We start from the raw sequence: 17243 nt of genomic DNA on the forward strand, positions 1-17243 counted from the left end.
CAGGCCGTCAGCGCGGCGAGTACTCCGGCACGTGCCCGCGCAGCCACTCGCGCACGGCGTGCGCCTCCGGTGCCGGGCCGGCTTCCTCGATCCAGCGGCTGGCGCCGGCGATGTCCGGCCATCCGCCATTGGTCTTGGCCACGCGCAGCTTCGGATGCGGCGTCGGCTCGGTCGTCTCGTCGTCGGCGAGCAGTTCCTCGAACAGCTTCTCGCCCGGGCGCAGGCCGGTATACGTGATCGGGATCTCGGCCTCGGTCTTGCCCGACAGGCGGATCAACATGCGCGCAAGTTCGGCGATCTTCACCGGCTCGCCCATCTCGAGCACGAAGATCTGGCCCGAGCTGCCCATGAGGCCGGCCTGCAGCACCAGCTGCGCCGCCTCGGGAATGGTCATGAAGTAGCGGACGATCTCGGGGTGCGTCACCGTGACCGGGCCGCCGCGCGCGATCTGCGCCGCGAACAGCGGGACCACCGAGCCGCTGGAGCCGAGCACGTTGCCGAATCGCACCGACACGTACTGCGTCGCCGGGTGTTCGGCCGCGACTCCTTGCACCATCAGTTCCGCCAGCCGCTTGCTCGCCCCCATCACGTTCGTGGGATTGACGGCCTTGTCGGTGGAGATCATCACGAAGCGGCGCGCGCCGCACTCGCCGGCGACGCGCGCCGCGTTGAGCGTACCCAGCACGTTGGTGCGCAGGGCCTCGATTTCGTTGAGCTCCTCCATGAGCGGCACGTGCTTGTAGGCGGCGGCGTGCAGCACCACCGCCGGCCGGTGCCTGGCGGCAATGGCCCGCAGCCGCTCCACCTCGCGCACGTTCGCCGTGTAGTAGGCGCCCTGCATCTGCGGATGCGCGGCGCGCAGTTCCTGCTCCAGCTGGTAGATCGCGTACTCGGAGACGTCCACGCACACCAGCCGGCCGACGCCGAAGCGGGCCACCTGCCGGCACAGCTCCGAGCCGATCGACCCGCCGGCGCCCGTCACCATCACGGTCTGGCCGGAGAAAAGGTCGGCCAGCCCCGCGGCATCGAGCTGCACCGGGCTGCGCCCGAGCAGGTCTTCCAGTTCGATCCGGCGCGGGCCCGGACTGTCGGTCTTCAGCCACTCGTCGGGCCGCGGCATCGTCAGCAGCGTCAGGTGCGAGCCGGCCGCGCTCATCAGGGCCTGCTGCCGCTCGGGCGACCCCGGCGGGCTGGCGATCAGCGCGGCGTCGGCCTGCGCCGACTCGCAGATGGCCGCCAGCGCGCCGATCTGGCCCAGCACCGGCACGTTCTGGATCGACCGGCCGACCTCGGCGCGCACCGGCGACACGATGCCCACCGGCTGCCACTGCTGCGAGCCTTTCAGCGCACGCAAGGCGTCGGACGCATCCTGCAGGTAGCCGACGATCACCAGCCGCCGCCCGCCCTGCGCCAGCGTGCGCCGCTCGGACAAGGTGCGCCAGCCGGCCCGCGCCGCGCCGAGCATCAGGAGCGCCAGCAAGGGCTGCAGCAGCAGCACCGAGCGCGGAAAATCGGGAATGCGCTGCATCAGCACCAGGGCCGCGGTCAGCACGCCGCCGAGCACGATGCTGCTGGCGAGCTGGCGCAGCTCCGGCAGGCCGGTGTAGCGCCACACCTGCCGGTAGACGCGCGACACCAGCAGCGCCGCGGTGTAGCCGGCGATGCCCCACGGCGTCGCGAGGAGGGCCATGCGGGCGTACTCCGGCGGGACCTCGAAGTTGAAGCGCAGCCAGAACGCGGCCCAGCCGGCCAGGACCACCAGGGCCAGGTCGGTGAACAGCAGCAGGAAGATGTTTCGCGACAGGCGCACCGGCAACCTCAATCGAGCGCGAGGGCGCGGCGCAACTGCTCGATCACGCGGTCCTGCTGCGCTGGCGTGAGGTTGGAGCCGGACGGCAGGCACACCCCGGATTCAAACAGCGCCGCGGACACGTCGCCGGTATCGTGGGCGAAGTACGGCGCGCCGGCGAACAGAGGCTGCAGGTGCATCGGCTTCCACACCGGCCTCGCCTCGATGGCGTGGCGCTCCAGCGCGCGCAGCACGAGGTCGCGCCGGTGCGCTCCGTCCGCGCCGCGCAGCACGAAGCAGGTCAGCCAGCGGGTGGAGCGCGAGCCTTCGGGCTCCGGCATCCACTCCAGGTACCCCGGCGCGTCGGCCAAGGCGGTGCGGTAAGTCTCGAAGACGCGGCGCCGCTGGTCGACGCGCTGCTCCAGCACCTTCAGCTGGCCGCGGCCGATGCCGGCCAGCACGTTGCTCATCCTGTAGTTGAAGCCGACCTCGACGTGTTCGTAGTGCGGCGCCGGCTCGCGCGCCTGCGTGGCGAGCTTGCGCGCGCGCTCGACCAGCGCCGCATCGTCGGCGACCAGCATGCCGCCGCCGGACGTGGTGATGATCTTGTTGCCGTTGAACGAATACACGCCGATGCGGCCGAAACCGCCGCTCGCCCGGCCGCGGTAGCGCGCGCCCAGCGATTCGGCGGCGTCCTCCAGCAGCGGGACCCCGTAGCGCTCGCACAGCGGGACGATCGCATCCATGTCGGCGCTCTGTCCGTACAGGTTGACGACGATCACGCAGCGCGGCAGCCGCCCTTCCCGCTTCGCCCATTGGAAGGCCCGCTCCAGTGCGGCGGGGGACATGTTCCAGCTTTGCGGCTCCGAGTCGATGAACACCGGCCGCGCGCCGCAATACACGATCGGGTTGCAACTGCCCACGAAGGTCAGCGAGGAGCAGAACACCGTGTCGCCGGGCTTGACGCCCAGCAGCAGCAGGGCCAGGTGGATCGCGGCCGTGCCGGAGCTCACCGCCGCCGCGTGGCCGACGCCGACATGCGCGGCCAGTTCGCGCTCGAAGCCGTCCACGTGCGGGCCCAGCGGCGCGATCCAGTTGGTGCGGAACGCGTCCTCGACGAACGCCGTCTCCTCCTCGCCCAGGTGCGGCGACGAGAGCCAGATGCGCTGCGTGAGGTCGCGCCGGAACATGACGTCGACCGGCCGGCCGCCGGCGTCCAGCACCGGCACATGGTCGATCTGGTGCCGGTCCAGCAGGGCTACGCCCGCGGCCAGGCTGTCGGCACTGGTGATCGTGATCGGCGGCTGCTGCGGCAGTTCGGCGATCGCGGCGCTCTCGCTCACGTGGTCGAGCGCAGCCCGGCGCAAGTCGCCGTCGGTGAGGGTGCGCCGCAAGCGGCCGTCCGGATGCAGCACGAGCAACACGCCGCGGGCCGTGCGGTCGAGGGTGGCCAGCGCCTCGCGCAAGGTCGTCGTCGCCGGCACGCACAAGGCCTTGAATTCGTCGGCGGTCATCCGAGTCTCCGTGCCGGCACGCCGGCGTAGCGGCCGGGCTCCGCCAGCTCGTCGCACACCGCCGCACCGGCGCCTATGGTGATGTCGTTCGCGACGCGCGTGTTCGGCAGCACGCTCGCGCCGCTGCCGACCAGCACGTTCGCTCCGACGTGCACGCCGCCGCCCAGGGCGGCGAGCGGCGCGATGTGGCAGAAGTCGCCCACCTGCACGTCGTGGTCGACGACGGCGCCGTGATTGACGATGACGCAGCGGCCGAGGCGCGCTCCGGTCGCCACGACGGATTGGGCGGCGATGAAGCAGCCGGCCTCGATCGAGGCATGCGTCGACACGCTGGCGCGCGAATGAACGAGGGTCGCCAGGGGCTTGCCCGCGAGCGCCACCGTCTCCTTGCGGCGGCTCGCCGCGTCGCCGATCGCGATATGGACCGCATCCGCCTCGGCCATGGCGGCGGCTACGGGCAGCAGCGCGACGCCCGGCAGCAGTTCGCCGCGGCAACGCTGCGGGTCGCGGTCGGTGGCGATCACGCGCGACCAGGCGCCGGCGCCCAGCGCCGCATCGGCCACGACGCGTCCGTGGCCGCCGGCCCCGAAAATCAGCAAGGTAGCCACCGGATGCAGCCTCTTCGGTTCAATAGACGTTGATCTTTTCCAGCAGGTGCGGCCCGGCCGGCAGCGTTGCCAGCAGCGCCGCGATGCGCTCGCCCGCCCTGCCGTCGCCCCAGGGATTGTCACACGGCCACCGCCCGTGCCCGAGCGCGGAACGCAGCGCCGCCTCGATCGCGCCGGCTTCTGCCGCCGCGTCGGCCACGTTCGGATTGCGTTCGCGCAGGCGCTGGCGGTCGCCGATGTTGACGACCGGCGTGCCGAAGCTCGCCGCCTCGATGATGCCGGCGGAGGAATTGCCCGCCAGCACGGCGCAGTGGCGCATGGCGGATGCGAACAACTCGCGCGGCACGTGGGTGAGGCGCTGCGAACCGGGCGGCAGGCCGCCCTCGTCCAGCGCTGCGAGGATGTCGCGCGAGCCGGCATCGGCGTTCGGCGCCAGCCAGACCACCGGCCGGCCGACCCGCCGCAACGCTTCGACCAGCGCCAGCGTCTGCCCGCGCGCCTGTCCCGCCTGCTGCACGACCGGGTGGAAGAGGACCAGGACGAACTCGGCGCCTGGGGGCAGTCCCAGTCCGCGCAGGCACTCCTCCTGCGGCATGGCGGCCAGTTCGGCCAGGCCGTCGAGCCCGGGCGCGCCGGTCACGAAGATGCGGCCGTCTTCCTCGCCCATGCGGACCAGGCGGTCGCGCGAGCCTGGCGTCGCGACGAAGTGGTACGCACTCAGTTTGCTGATGGCATGGCGCACCGGTTCGTCGACGGTGCCGGAGCGCTCGCCGCCGTGGATGTGCACGGCCGGCACGCCGACGTGCAGCGCCGCGATCGCGCCGGCCAGCATCTCGCCGCGGTCGCCGAGCAGCAACAGGAAGTCCGGCTGTTCGCGCGCGAGCAGTTCCGTCATGCCGCGAAGGCACTCGGCGATGCCCACGGCCATGCTCGCCGGCGTCCGCGTGGCCATGTCCAGAGGGATTTCCGCGCAGATCGGCAGTCCGCTCGCGCGGATGTCCTGCACCGTGTTGCCGTGGGCGGCGCTCAGATGCATGCCGGTCACCGCGACCTGCGGGCTCATTCCGGGCGTGGCAGCGATGCGCTGCAGCGTGCTCGCCATCAGTCCGAAGTCGGCCCGGGTTCCGCTGAGGTAGATCAGCCGGCGCGGAAGCCGCGCGTCAGCCATGACGTGCCCCGCCTTGCAGCTGGTCCCACTGCAGCACCGTGCCGGCCGGGAGCGCTTGCGCCGCCTGCCGGCCCACCACGCGCTCCAGCTCGCGCGGCGCGATGCCGGTGGCGGGACGGCGGCAGGCCAGCATGGCGGCCGTGATCTCCGCGCCGGCCGGAATGTCCACGGCCGCGACGATGCTGCGGCGGGCGACGCGGGCCGTGTCGCGCTCCTCCGCTGTCGGCGCCTTGACGCCGTCGCCCAGCATGGCGCTCACGCGCCGGATGCCGTCGACCATCGCCTTGAACTGCGCCGGCTCCAGCGAAGCGGCGTGGTCCGGCCCGGGCAGCGTGCGATCGAGCGTCATGTGCTTCTCGATCACGCGAGCGCCGAGCGCCACCGCGGCCAGGTCCGCCTCGATCCCCAGGCTGTGGTCGGAATAGCCCACCGCGATGCCGAGGTCGGCGGCCATCGAAACCATCGCCTTCAGGTTCAACGCCTCGTCCGGCGCCGGATAGGCCGACGTGCAGTGCAGTACGGTGACGCCATCGAGACCGCCGCGCGCGCCGGCGATCCACTGCAAGGCCTCGCGGATCTCGTCCATCGTCGCCATGCCGGTGGACACCAGCACCGGCAATCGCGCCGCCGCGGCCCGTTCCACCAACGCCCGGTGCGTCAGTTCGCCGGAGGACAGCTTGATGCGGCGCACGCCAAGGCGCACCAGCATGTCGACCGCCTCCACCGAGAACGGCGTGGAGAAGAACTCGATGCCGATTGCCTTGCAGTGGGCCTGGATCGCCTCGTGCTGCGCTGCCGTCAGCTCCAGCCGCTGCAGCATCGCGAACTGGTCCTGCTGCCCGGTCTGCCGTGCCTGGTACTGCGCCGTGGGCGCGCCCGGCACGACCAGGTCCTCGGCGCGGAAGGTCTGGAACTTGACGGCGTCGGCGCCGGCGGCTTTGGCCGCATCGCACAGCCGCAGCGCGAGGTCCAGTTCGCCGTTGTGGTTGACGCCGGCTTCGGCGATCACGAACACATGGTCAGCCATGGGAGCCCCCGGCGCGGCGCTCGTGCAGCCACTGCGCGTACTCGAAGTCCTCCAGTGTGTCGATGTCCACCGATTTCCAGCGCGGCATCACGTACACGGCGGCCTTCACGCTCCACATGCCATGCACGGCGGCACGGGCGAGCGCCGCGCGTTGCCAGACGTAGATCGAGCCATTGAGGGCATAGACCGGCGGCACGTCCTGACGCCGCGCGGTGCCCTGCCCCTTGGACAGGTGGACCCAGCCTTCGGGGCCCGGCTCGACGAGGTTGAAGTACGGGTTGTCGGCGGCTTCGGAAACGCTGAAGACGAGGTCCGCTTCGGGCCGCTCCCGCAGCGCCGCCGCGATGTCGGCGCTCTCGCGCAAGGGCGACGTGGGTTGCAGGTCGACGATGCGGGCGATCAGCTCGCCCTGGGCTTCGAGGTGCGCCACCAGGTGCTCGATCACCGGCAACTTGCCGGCCTGGTCCGTCGCGAGTTCGGCCGGCCGCAGGTAGGGCACCGTGGCGCCGGCACGCCGCGCGACATCCGCGATCCCCTCGTCGTCGGTGGAGACATACACACCGTCGACGCCAGGACAAGCCAGCGCCTGCTCGATCGTCTGCACGATCAGCGGCCGCCCGGCGAACGGGCGGATGTTCTTGCCGGGCAACCCCTTGCTGCCGCCGCGGGCGCAGATGGTGGCGATGGTGCGGCCGGTCATGGCGTTCTTCACAGAGCCAGGAAGCGCCTGAGCGCGTTCAGGCCGGTTTCGGCGCTGCGCTCGGGATGGAACTGGCAGCCATGCAGGTTGTCGCGGTGCACCGCGGCGCAGACCGGCCGGCCGTCGTAGTCCACATCCGCGAGACGCACGCCTTCATCGGCCGGCTGCGCGGAAAACGAATGGACGAAATACACACGCTCGCCGGGCTGCACGCCGGCCAGGATCGTGCCGGCCCAGGGAGCACGGGGCTCGAGCGGCCGCCAGCCGATGTGCGGGATGCGGTGCGGCCGTCCATCGACGCCGGTGGCGGGCACGGCCCGCACCTGGCCGCGCAGCAGGCCCAGCCCCTCGTGCTGCCCCATTTCCTCGCTGCCCTCGAACATCGCCTGCATGCCGACGCAGATGCCCAGGAAGGGCCTGCCGGTCGCGACGAATCGCCTGACGAGGTCGTCGAAGCCGCGCGACCTCAGTTCGCCCATCGCATTCCCGAAAGCGCCGACGCCGGGGAGCACCAGGCGCTCGATCGCCGCTTCGGCGTCGCCGGCCTGCTGCACGACCTTGACCGTGGCGCCGCAATGCTCCAGCGCCCGCAGCACGTTGAGCTGGTTGCCGATGCCGTAATCCAGGACGGTGACCGCAGTGCTCATGGACGCACCTGTACGTGCACCGCGGGCCGCACGTCGAGTCCGGCAGCGGCGGCGTGCGATTTGATCTCGGCGAGCGTCATGCGCTTCCAGTGCAGTGCGTCGGCGATGGCGATGCCGGACACGCCGGTGGCAGCTATCGCCGCCAGGTCCTCGGCGCGCCCGAAGCCGCCGCTGGCCGTGACCGGCACGTTCACGGCGTCGCACACCTGTTGCACCAGCGGGATGTCGAATCCCTTGCGGGTGCCCTCCTGGTCGACGGACGTCAGGAGGATCTCGCCGGCGCCGAGTTCCACGCCGCGCTTCGCCCAGGCGACCACGTCCTGGCCGGTGCGCTCCCGCCCGTTGTCGGTGTAGGCCTCCCAGCGGCCGGGCGCCACGCGCTTGGCCTCGATGCCCAGCACCATGCATTGGGAGCCGTAGCGCCGCGCCACTTCACCGATCAGTTCGGGCCGGGCGATCGCCGCGGTGTTGATCGCGACCTTGTCGGCGCCCGAATGCATCATGCGGCTCACGTCGTCGAGCGAACGCAGGCCGCCGCCGACGGTGATCGGCACGTACACGCGATCGGCCGCGCGCTTGATGATGTCCGACAGGTTGTTGCGCTGGTAGAGGCTGGCGACGATGTCGATGAACAGCAGTTCGTCGGCGCCCTCCTCGTAATAGCGCAGCGCATGCTGGTGCGGATCGCCGACGACGCGCAGCCCCTCCAGGTGCACGCCCTTGATCAGGTTCGGCCCCTTGATGTCCAGCCTCGCGATGATGCGGACGTGGCTCATCGCGGCCTCAATGCAAAAGCCCTCGAAACCCGCGAAGACGACTCACGGCTTCTTACTCCTGCCACACCGTGTGGCGCAGCTTCCACTGGCCGCCGTCGCGGGTCCACAGGTGCGGCGAGCGGAAGTTGTCGGCGAGGCGCATGAAGTAGTCACTGTCCATCACGGGCGACTCGAACATCTTCGAGGCCTGCGGGAACTCGCGCTCGGGAATGCTCAGGTAACGGAAGATCTCCTGCGCGAACCGCTCGGGGAACTCGCCGTCGTAGCGCCGCACCAGCGCCACGCCTTCGTCGCGCGTGATGTCGCCCGATCGGATCTCCTGCGCCGCGTCGTAGGTGGCGCGGCCGATGCCGAACTTGGTGTAGGTCGTGTAGTAGTGGAAGTCGTCGATGCGGTCGTCGATGCTGTTGTACTTGCTGTAGGTGCCCGGCGTGCGCTCGGGCGACGCCTCGAAGCCGCCGTGTTCCACCGCGTAGTAGTAGCAGCTCTGCGGGTGCCACTTGAGGTAGTAGCCGAGGTAGTGCACCTCGACCTGCTTCTTCTCGATCTGCACCGGGTCGGCCGGCAGATAGGGCAGCAGGTCCTGCTCCTCCACGCCGAAGTCGTCGTACAGGCTCTGGATCGACGTGCCGCCCAGGTAGATCTGCGACTTGTCGCTCGAGGTGAAGTACGACCAGTCGCGCTTCGCGCTGTTGGTGTCGTCGATCGGGTTGCCGTACTCGGCCTCGTTCTCGCCGTAGATGACGAACGGGATGTCGTGCAGCAGCGCCATCTTGGGCGCCAGCGACTTCTGGCCGAAGATGAACGGCTGGAACGGATGGAACAGGTTCTCCACCGCCAGGCGCGTCAGCAACCGGTGCACCCGCCCGTTGGGCGTCATGAGGTAGTTGTCGAAGCCGGCGTGCAGCCACGACTGGAAGTTCTTCCACCCCCACTCGGTGTAGACGTGCGGCGCCCAGGTGCAGGTGAGCGGATGCATGCCGAAGCGCGTCTTCAGGACATGCGACGCATAGAAACTGTCCTTGCCGCCCGATCCGGGCACCAGGCAGTCGTAGCCGGACTTGCTGCGGAAGCGGTCGCACAGCGCGGCGAGCTGGTCCTCGCGCTGCTTCCAGTCGATCGTGGCCTGCTTCTGCTCGGCGTAGCGGCAGGCGTCGCAGATGCCTTCCTCGTCGAAGGCGATCGTCGCCTTGCGGCTGTCCTTGGTGTGCTGGTACTCCACGGCCGAATTCGGCCGCTGGTTGGAGATCACGCAGCGCTTGCAGAAATGCACGTAGCGCGGCAGGCCGTACTTGACGCCGGCGCTTTCCTGCGGTGCGTCGAAGGCGGACGGATCGACGGGCTTCGGTTGGGGGATCAGTGGCATCGGGAGGGGGTGGTGCGCGCCCCCGGACGGCGGCCGCGTGAAAGGTCGGATTATAGAAATTCGGCCAGGATGCCGACGACCCGCCCGGCGGCGCTCCCCGCCGTCGTCCGGCCCTGGCGCCGCGGCTCCCGGGTCCACCGGTCGAGGGCGGCTTCCAGCCCGTCGACCGGCACCGCGGCATCGGCGATGCCGAACCGCGCCAATGGCATGGCCGGCTCGAAAACGGAGCCCAGCACCTGGATGAGCCGCGCGCCGCACAGATGCCCTTCGAGCCCCACGGTGGACGTCAGCGTCACCACGGTGTCGACCGCGTGCAGCAATTCCGGCAGGGCCCAGTCCTGTCCCGTCACCAGGATGCGGTCGCTGGCGGGCAGCACCGGCGGCGTTTCACCGGCCCGCGGCCGCACGCACAGCACGGCGTCCGGCTGAGCCAGCGTCCAGGCGGCCAGCCGGGCCAGCACGCGCGATGGAAGTTCGGCGTCGCCAGGTCGGCCGTCGAACGGATGCACGGCGGGCTCGACCTGGGTCGGCCAGAGCACCACGCGGCGTCCCTCCCAGCCCTGCCGCTGCCGCAGCGCGCGGCCCCGTTCTGCCGTGGCCGGCGCCAGCAGCGCATCGAACGCCGGATTGCCGGTGACCACGACCTGCTCCGGTCGCCGGCCGGCGGACAGCAGGAATTCGCGCACCTGTTCGTTGAGGACGCACACCCGCTGCGCGTAGTTCGCGCCGCCGATCCAGCGCACCTCGTCGATCGCAAAGAGATCGACCATGCAGACGCACGGAATGCCCAGCCGCCCGGCCGCGATCGCGGCGGCACGCTCGGCCCGCGGCGAGTTCGTCACCACCACCAGGTCGGGGGCGGTGCGCTGCAGGATGCGCGTGAGCGTGCGCACCGGCAGAAACGCCTGGCGCCCGAGCTGCGCGTAGTGGCGTTGCGCCTCGTCAGCCCCGACCTCGGCCTCGAGCTCGGCATGGGACAGGCCCAGGTAGGCGGCGCTTTCCTGCGCGTCCTCTACCGACTGCAACCCTGCCACCAGCTCGCGGCCCCTCGCCAGGGCCGGCTCGTCGCCGGACTCCACGAAATCCTTGAACTGCAGCAGGGGCAACCCTGCGCCGCGCACCACGGGCGCGGCTGTCGTGAGCCCCAGGACCTGGACCTGCGCCAAGCCGCCCTCCTTCAACGCCGCGGCGACTGGCAGCACCATGCGGACATGGCCCGACCCGTAGCAGACGAACAGGACCTTCTTCATGCGGCAAAGGGCGCCGACCACAGCGCCAGCGCCGCCAGCGCGCGCAACTCGCGCGTGTGATTGGCCGTGCCGTCGCGATGCGCCGCCAGCATCGCTTCGATCGGCTCGGGGCGGAACAGGCGCCGCAGCAGCGCCGAGCCGCGCAAGGTCTCCGCGAGCCAGGCGTGGCTTTCGCCGCGGAACCACTCGCCGATCGGCACCGTGAACATCTGCTTGCGACGGTACGCCAGGTCCTGCCCGATCAGCGGTGCGACGGCGCGCTTGTACCAGTGCTTCTTGTCGCCGCCGTGCAGTTTGGTGGCGCCGCGCGAGCGGAAGGCGAACTCCATCATCCGCCAGTCCAGGAACGGCGTGCGCGCCTCGATCGACACCGCCATGCCCATGCGGTCCGGCTTGACGAGGTTGTTGCCGGACAGCAGCAACTGCATGTCGAGGTAGAGCGCCTGGTTCAGGCGGTCGAAGTGCCCCGCCTGTTCGAACCAGGGCAGCGCTGCCGAGCGGAAGCTGTCGACGCCGCCCACCTGCCGCGCCATCCCCTCGGTGTACAGGCCCAGCTTGGCGTCGGGCGGGAAGAGCGAGATCGAGTCGAAGTAACCGCGCCGGAAGGCGTCGTCGTCGAGGGCGCTCGCTTCAGGCCGGGCGAAGAAATCGGCGTACTTGTCGTAGCCCGCGAACAGCTCGTCGCCGCCGTCGCCGGTCAGCACCACCTTGACGTGCCGCGCAGCCAGTTCGCTCACGCGCAGCGTCGGCATGAAGGAGGCGTCGCCATGCGGCTGGTCCAGGTGATGCAGCACCCGCGGCCAGCGATCGAGCATGTTCAGCTCGGCGATCTCGCTGGTGTGCCGGCAGCCGAAGCGCCGCGCCGCCTCGGCGGCAAAGACAGACTCGTCGAAGCGCGGGTCGGCGAATCCGATGCAGAACGTCCTGACCGGCTGCTGCACGTGGCGGGCCATCAGCGCGACGATCGTGCTGGAGTCGACGCCGCCCGACAGGAACGCGCCCCATGGCACGTCGGCACGTAGGCGGATCCGGGTCGCGTCCTCCAGGATGGCCAGGAACTCCTCCGCCCACGCGCCGAACTCCTGGTCCACCTCGCGCTGCGCGGCGAGATTCCACCAGCGGCGGGTCTCCACGCCGGCCCGGGTGAACTTCATCCACGTGCCGGGCATGACATGGCGCACGCCTTGCCAGATGGTCCACGGTGCCGGAATGTAATTGAAGGTGAGGTAGTGGTGGACCGCTTCCAGGTCGATCCCGTCCAGCCCGCGGCCCGCCGCCGTCCAGGGCAGCATCGCCTTGAGCTCCGAAGCGAAGACCGCGCGCTCGCCGTCGTCGGCCACGTACAAGGGCTTGACGCCGATGCGGTCGCGCGCGAGGTACAGGGCGTCCTCGCGGGCGTCGTCGATCGCGATCGCGAACATCCCGTTGAGCTTGTCGAGGCAGGCGATGCCTTCGCGCTCGTAGAGCCGCAGGATGACTTCGGTGTCGGAGGCGGTGCGCAAGGCGACGCCATCGCGCCGCAGCTCCTGCGCGAGCTCGACGTAATTGAAGATCTCGCCGTTCTGGACCACGGCGATGCGCCCGTCGTCGGAGACGAACGGCTGGTGGCCGTGCGCCAGGTCGATGATCGACAGGCGCCGGTTGCCGACGGCGACGCCGCGCTGCGGCTGGTGCCACACTCCGGCGTCGTCGGGACCGCGGTGCGCGAGCTGGCGGCCCATTTCCGCCAGCGCCGCGTCATCGAGCGCGCGCTGGCTGCGGTCCCAGTAGCCGAAGATGCCGCACATCTAATTAGCGCCTTTCCCTGAGAGCCGTCCCAGCGTCCACCCCAGGATCCGCAGGTCCAGCCACAGACTGTGCTCGCGGGCATAGCGCAGGTCGAGGGCCAGACGCTCCTGCGGGGTGGCGCTGGACCGCAGCTTCGCCTGCGCCAGCCCGGTGATGCCGGGCCGCACGCTGCAGCGCTCCGCCCACTGCTCGTCGCTGTACAGGCTGCGCTGGGCCGGCACGTCGGGCCGCGGGCCGACCAGGCTCATGTCGCCGGCCAGCACGTTGAACAGCTGCGGCAGCTCGTCGAGGCTGGTGCGACGGATGAAGCGGCCCACCCGGGTGATGCGCGGGTCGTTGTCGCTGGTGAAGTAAGGGCCGATCGCCGCAGCATTGGGCACCATGCTGCGGAACTTGACCATGCCGAACTCGCGTCCGCCCAGCCCGACGCGCTTCTGGCGGAACAGCACGGGGCGGCCGCTTTCGAGTGCCACGGCCAGCGCCACCGCGGCCAGCACGGGCGCCAGCAAGGCGAGCGCGGCCAGCGCCAGCACCACGTCGAGCAGCCGTTTCATCGCGGCTGGGGCAGCGATGCCGCGACCTGCACGATCTTGGCGGCGACCCGCACCCGGTCGGCCTCGACCTGCGCCGCATCGCGCAGCGCCAGTTCGCGCTCCGCTTCGCGCAGCGCGGCCACCGCGTCCTCGAACGGCAGCGAGTCTTCGGGCCGGTGGAAGGTGCGCGAGAGGATGACCGATCCGGAACCCAGCCGCAGGTGCTCGGCCAGGACGTCGTGGCCGGAGACCTGCCCCTCGTTCATGCGGGCGATGCCGCCGAAGCCGAAGGCAAGCCCGTGCCGGCGCGCCGCCTGCGCCACGCGGTCGACGAGGCCCAGCGCCAGCGGTTCGAACATGAAGCGATGGCCCAGCGACAGGTGCAGGTCGTTGAGGCCCACATAGAGCTCGGCGAGGCCGGGCGTCGCGATCCAGTCGTCCAGGCAGTCGAGCGCGCTGGCGGTCTCCAGCAGCGGCACGATGGGCGCGCGTCCCGCGACCAGGGCCGCGAACCGGCGGACTTCTTCCCCGCGCATGAACATGGGCAACATCAGCAGGTCGGCGCCGCGCTCCAGCACCGCCGCCACTTCGCGGGCGGTGCCTTCGTGCAAGGGATTGACCCGCACCATGAGTTTCGAGCGGCGCAGCACCCGCTTGATGCGGGCTACGTCATCCAGCGCGTGCGCGCTGATGAAGGTATTGCGGCCGGCCTGGCGTTCGGCCTTGCCCAGGCGCTCCAGGTCCACGAACAGCCGGAAGCCCCCCAGGTCGTCGCAACGGCGCGCGAAATCCGGGTCGTTGGTGATCTGGATCAGTTCGAGCATGAAGCCAGCGATTATCGGGCCGAGCGCAGATCGACGCTGCCCCACCAGGTCGCGGCCACCACGAGCAGGCCCGCCACGGCTGCCGCCGCCAGCCCCGTCCACGGCCCCAGGGCGGCGGGCGAGGCACCGAAGCTGAGCGCCGCGATGGCGGAGAGGCCACCGAGCGAGATGACCATCGCCCGCCACGGCAGCCAGGAGCGCACCTGCGCGCCCAGGGCCGCGATGGTCGCGATCGCCACCAGCCCGAACAACGCGTTCAGCAGCCACATCAATTGCGCCCCGCCGGTCCAGCCCCAGCCGCCCGCCGCCAGCAGCACGGCCAGCGCGACGCCGTACGCGATCACGGCCGGCTTCATGCGACCGCGCCCGGCCAGCACCGCCAGGGCCACGGCGATCAACGCCTGCGGCAGCAGGCCCCAGGCGCCGGTCGCACCCCACTGCGCCACGCGCGCGAGCGCGGCGCCGTCCATGCGGCCCCAGCCGAACAGGAGTGACGCGATCGCCGGGGCGCCCACCAGCAACCCGGCCGCCGCACCGCAGGCGAGCGCCCAGGCCAGCGCGAACGCGCTGCGCACGGCCCGGCGGGCCGCAGCCTGGTCGTCGGCCGCAAATGCCTTGGCAATCGCCGGCAGCGCCAGGGTGGCGACCAACTGGATCGCGAGCAGCAGCGGCAGTTCGACCAGCTTCCAGGCGTAATTGAACGTCGCCAGCGCCCCCTGCCCCGACTGCGAGGCGATGGAACGGGCCGCGAACGGCAGCGCCAGCGGCAGCCCGGCCGACAGCGCCGCCCACAGCCACAGGTTCATGCGCGGCAGGGCGGCGGACGGTCCCGCAACCGCGGCCGCCTCGCCGGCCCCGGCGGGAATGCGCCAATGCAGCCAGGCGAGCCGGGCCAGCATCGCCGCCACCAGTCCCGCGCCGAGCCACTGGATGGCCGAACCGGAAGCGGCCACGGCGGCCAGGGCGATCGCCGCGATCAGCACGCCGTTGACGACGAGGTTGGCGGCATACATGCCGGCGAAGTCCTGCTCGTGCTGCAGCCGGGTGGCCCACACGGCCGCCAGCAGTGCCGATGGCAGGGCCAGCGCGCTCCACAGCAGCGCCACGCTGCCGGCCGCGCGCCACTGCGCCGGCAGGCCGCCGGCCAGCCAGGCCAGCGCCGGCTCGCGCCACAGCGCCAGCAGCAATGCCAGCAACGCGGCCCCGGCGACGAGGCGCAGCGCCACCACGCGCTGCGTTGCCGCGACGTGCGCTGCCGGCTGGCCGGCCCAGGCCGGCACGAGCACGTAGGCGAGCGCGCCGCTCGCCAGCACGCCGGCGACCCAGTCGGGCAGGGTGAGCATCAGCACCGCGACGTCGGCCAGCCCCGAAGCGCCGAACGCGCCGGCCAGCGCCGACTCGCGCACCAGTCCCAGCACGCGGCTCGCCAGCAGCAAGGCGAGGGACAGGGCGCCGGCTTTGAGAAACATGGGCGGATTATCGAGGGGGCCGGTCGAGCGGCTCGCCGGAAACTAAAATCCTCGTTTGCCCGATTCCCTCCCGCATTCCCACCCCTTCATGTCCGACCACCCTACCCAAGCCCCTGCCGCGCCCGTCGACGAGAACCAGCTGATCGCGGAGCGCCGCGAGAAGCTCAAGGCCCTGCGCGATGCGCAGCGCGACGGCAAGGGCGTCGCGTTCCCGAACGACTTCAAGCCCGGCCACCGCGCGGCCGACCTGCTGGCGCACCACGGCGCCAAGTCGACGGAGCAACTGGCCGAACATCCGACGCAGGCCAGCATCGGCGGGCGCATGATGCTCAAACGGGTGATGGGCAAGGCCAGCTTCGCGACGGTGCAGGACGCCACCGGCCGCTTCCAGATCTACGTCACCCGGGACGCGGTCGGCGAGGAAGCGTATGCGGCCTTCAAGCAGTGGGACCTGGGCGACATCATTGCCGCCGAAGGGGTGCTGTTCAAGACGCGCACCGGCGAGCTGTCGGTGCAGGCGACCAGCATCCGCCTCCTGACCAAGAGCCTGCGGCCGCTGCCCGACAAGTTCCACGGCATCGCCGACCAGGAGGTCAAGTACCGCCGCCGCTACCTCGACCTGATGATGGACCAGACCGCCCGCGACCGCTTCGTCGCGCGCAGCAAGGCGGTGTCCGGCATCCGCGAGTTCATGGTGTCGCACGGTTTCCTGGAGGTCGAGACGCCGATGCTGCATCCGATCCCGGGCGGCGCCAACGCGCGGCCGTTTGTTACCCACCACAACGCGCTGGACCAGGAAATGTTCCTGCGCATCGCGCCGGAACTGTACCTCAAGCGCCTGATCGTCGGCGGCTTCGAGCGGGTGTTCGAGATCAACCGCAACTTCCGCAACGAGGGCATCTCGGTCCGCCACAACCCCGAGTTCACGATGATGGAGTTCTACGCGGCGTACTGGAACTACCAGGACCTGATGGACTTCACCGAAGCGCTGGTGCGCGACGCCGCGGAAAAGTCCGTCGGCACGCTGCAACTGACCTACAGCGGACGGCCGGTCGACCTGGCCGCTCCCTTCGAGCGCCTGACGATCCGGGATGCGATCCTGAAGCACACGGAGGCCGGCGAGCGCGTGGACGACCGCGAGTGGCTGATCAACGCGCTGCGCAGGATCGGCATGACCGAGGAGAAGGACCGGCTGTCGGGGCGGTCACTGGCGAGCCTGCAGGTGCTGTTCTTCGAGGAGACGGTGGAGGAAAAGCTGTGGCAGCCGACCTTCATCATGGAGCACCCGACCGAGATCTCGCCGCTGGCCCGCGCCAACGACGACCGGCCGCACGTGACGGAGCGGTTCGAGCTGTACATCACCGGCCGTGAGTTCGGCAACGGCTTCTCGGAGCTGAACGACGCGGAAGACCAGATGGCGCGCTTCCTGGCGCAGGTCGACGCCAAGAACTCGGGCGACGACGAGGCGATGTTCCTGGACCACGATTTCGTGCAGGCGCTGGAATACGGCATGCCGCCCACCGGCGGCTGCGGCATCGGGATCGACCGGCTGATGATGCTGCTCACCGACAGCCCGAGCATCCGTGACGTGATCCTGTTCCCTGCCTTGCGGCGGGAGGGGTAAGAAAGCGGGAGCGGACAGCCGGACTCAGAGGCCGGCGGGTTCAACCAGTCGTTGCAACGGTCTCGGCGAGTTTATCCGCTGGCGTTCTGTAGCCGAGGGTCTTGCGAGGACGGGTGTTGAGCCTGTCTGCCACTGCATCGAGTTGCTCCTGCGTGAATCC

At 70.6% G+C, this 17243-nt stretch carries 15 protein-coding genes and 1 pseudogene; 1 reads left to right on the plus strand and 15 read right to left on the minus strand.

The features are described from left to right. Nucleotides 1-7 precede the first annotated feature (7 nt). From RAMLITH_RS09765 to RAMLITH_RS09830, 14 genes are read right to left on the minus strand one after another with little or no spacing between them, the layout of a single operon-like run. On the minus strand, nucleotides 8-1810 hold the full coding sequence (locus RAMLITH_RS09765) for a polysaccharide biosynthesis protein (RefSeq protein WP_337786130.1): 1803 nt from the start codon (nucleotides 1808-1810) through the stop codon (nucleotides 8-10). Nucleotides 1811-1818: 8 nt separating this feature from the next. Continuing rightward, nucleotides 1819-3303, minus strand: coding sequence for an aminotransferase class I/II-fold pyridoxal phosphate-dependent enzyme (locus RAMLITH_RS09770; RefSeq protein WP_168107160.1), 1485 nt, complete (start codon nucleotides 3301-3303; stop codon nucleotides 1819-1821). Beyond that, nucleotides 3300-3911, minus strand: coding sequence for an acetyltransferase (locus tag RAMLITH_RS09775; RefSeq protein ID WP_337786131.1), 612 nt, complete (start codon nucleotides 3909-3911; stop codon nucleotides 3300-3302). The genes RAMLITH_RS09770 and RAMLITH_RS09775 overlap by 4 nt, the downstream gene beginning before the upstream one ends. 19 nt (nucleotides 3912-3930) lie before the next feature. Continuing rightward, nucleotides 3931-5079, minus strand: coding sequence for a UDP-N-acetylglucosamine 2-epimerase (gene neuC / locus RAMLITH_RS09780; RefSeq protein WP_168107162.1), 1149 nt, complete (start codon nucleotides 5077-5079; stop codon nucleotides 3931-3933). Further along, a complete protein-coding gene (gene neuB / locus RAMLITH_RS09785; RefSeq protein ID WP_168107163.1) occupies nucleotides 5072-6106 on the minus strand; it encodes an N-acetylneuraminate synthase in 1035 nt (344 codons plus the stop codon). The genes neuC and neuB overlap by 8 nt, the downstream gene beginning before the upstream one ends. Further along, nucleotides 6099-6806: an acylneuraminate cytidylyltransferase family protein gene (locus tag RAMLITH_RS09790; RefSeq protein WP_168107164.1), complete on the minus strand. Its 708-nt coding sequence runs from the start codon at nucleotides 6804-6806 to the stop codon at nucleotides 6099-6101. Before RAMLITH_RS09790 ends, neuB begins: the two co-directional genes overlap by 8 nt. Before the next feature lie 8 nt (nucleotides 6807-6814). Further along, on the minus strand, nucleotides 6815-7453 hold the full coding sequence (hisH, locus tag RAMLITH_RS09795; protein ID WP_168107165.1) for an imidazole glycerol phosphate synthase subunit HisH: 639 nt from the start codon (nucleotides 7451-7453) through the stop codon (nucleotides 6815-6817). Beyond that, nucleotides 7450-8229 (minus strand): imidazole glycerol phosphate synthase subunit HisF, encoded by a 780-nt coding sequence (gene hisF / locus RAMLITH_RS09800; protein WP_168107166.1) that lies wholly within the window; start codon nucleotides 8227-8229, stop codon nucleotides 7450-7452. The genes hisH and hisF overlap by 4 nt, the downstream gene beginning before the upstream one ends. A 52-nt stretch (nucleotides 8230-8281) precedes the next feature. Beyond that, entirely contained in the window at nucleotides 8282-9595 is a 1314-nt protein-coding gene (locus tag RAMLITH_RS09805; protein WP_168107167.1) for an N-acetyl sugar amidotransferase, read from the minus strand. A 50-nt stretch (nucleotides 9596-9645) separates the two neighbouring features. Then, the gene (locus RAMLITH_RS09810; protein WP_168107168.1) at nucleotides 9646-10845 is read right to left on the minus strand and encodes a UDP-N-acetylglucosamine 2-epimerase; all 1200 of its coding nucleotides are present in this window, start codon (nucleotides 10843-10845) and stop codon (nucleotides 9646-9648) included. After that, nucleotides 10842-12632: an asparagine synthase (glutamine-hydrolyzing) gene (asnB, locus tag RAMLITH_RS09815; RefSeq protein WP_168107169.1), complete on the minus strand. Its 1791-nt coding sequence runs from the start codon at nucleotides 12630-12632 to the stop codon at nucleotides 10842-10844. The genes RAMLITH_RS09810 and asnB overlap by 4 nt, the downstream gene beginning before the upstream one ends. Then, a complete protein-coding gene (locus RAMLITH_RS09820; protein ID WP_168107170.1) occupies nucleotides 12633-13187 on the minus strand; it encodes a sugar transferase in 555 nt (184 codons plus the stop codon). Further along, the gene (locus RAMLITH_RS09825; protein WP_168107171.1) at nucleotides 13184-13990 is read right to left on the minus strand and encodes an aldolase/citrate lyase family protein; all 807 of its coding nucleotides are present in this window, start codon (nucleotides 13988-13990) and stop codon (nucleotides 13184-13186) included. Before RAMLITH_RS09825 ends, RAMLITH_RS09820 begins: the two co-directional genes overlap by 4 nt. 11 nt (nucleotides 13991-14001) lie before the next feature. Further along, nucleotides 14002-15459: a lipid II flippase MurJ gene (locus RAMLITH_RS09830; RefSeq protein WP_168107172.1), complete on the minus strand. Its 1458-nt coding sequence runs from the start codon at nucleotides 15457-15459 to the stop codon at nucleotides 14002-14004. 88 nt (nucleotides 15460-15547) lie between these two features. Here RAMLITH_RS09830 and lysS point away from each other — a divergent pair, with 88 nt between their 5' ends. Beyond that, the gene (gene lysS, locus RAMLITH_RS09835; protein WP_168107173.1) at nucleotides 15548-17083 is read left to right on the plus strand and encodes a lysine--tRNA ligase; all 1536 of its coding nucleotides are present in this window, start codon (nucleotides 15548-15550) and stop codon (nucleotides 17081-17083) included. Nucleotides 17084-17123: 40 nt separating this feature from the next. Here the strand turns inward: lysS and RAMLITH_RS25710 are convergent. After that, a pseudogene (locus RAMLITH_RS25710) lies at nucleotides 17124-17243 on the minus strand (IS30 family transposase); the annotation flags it as partial.

Source organism: Ramlibacter lithotrophicus, from assembly GCF_012184415.1.
GTDB classification, from domain to species: domain Bacteria; phylum Pseudomonadota; class Gammaproteobacteria; order Burkholderiales; family Burkholderiaceae_C; genus Ramlibacter; species Ramlibacter lithotrophicus.